The sequence below is a fragment of the Desulfobulbus alkaliphilus genome (genome assembly GCF_016918545.1).
GTDB lineage: Bacteria > Desulfobacterota > Desulfobulbia > Desulfobulbales > Desulfobulbaceae > Desulfobulbus > Desulfobulbus alkaliphilus.
Genome location: NZ_JAFFQC010000428.1, coordinates 1 through 388, shown reverse-complemented (window position 1 = coordinate 388; position 388 = coordinate 1). Strand labels below are relative to the sequence as shown.

The following is a 388-nucleotide window of genomic DNA, read 5'->3' as shown; positions in this document are numbered from 1 at the left end:
GGGCTATGCCCAGGGCTTTCATGAAGGCTACCAAGCGGCCTGCATGGTGGTTAAGGCTGTGGCCGAAGCATGGCGGAAAGAACCCTATGCTTACGACCTGGACGGCGCCGTGAAGGCGCTGGAGATGAGCCGGGAAAAGGCCGTTGCGATGATGGGCACCCCAAGCTTTGAAGTCACCCCCGCACCTGTCCAGCCCATGCCGGACACGGTGAACTAGACAGCCGGGACGATGCCCGGACGCAAGAACAAGGTCAACTACAAGTCAACGGTGTTGACCTCAAAAAAGGAGGGGCGGGATGCACGGCAAGGCGGTTCGAAGCAAGGCGGAAGCAAGAAGTATTGATGATCTGTGGGCCAACATCAGACGGCTTACGGCACAGGAAGAACG

1 protein-coding gene is annotated in these 388 nt (G+C 58.8%); it reads left to right on the top strand.

Annotated elements, in window-relative coordinates; all coding sequences use genetic code 11:
- On the top strand, positions 1-217 hold a 217-nt coding region (locus JWG43_RS19255), incomplete at its 5' end, for a hypothetical protein (protein WP_205244502.1).
- Positions 218-388: the final 171 nt, after the last annotated feature.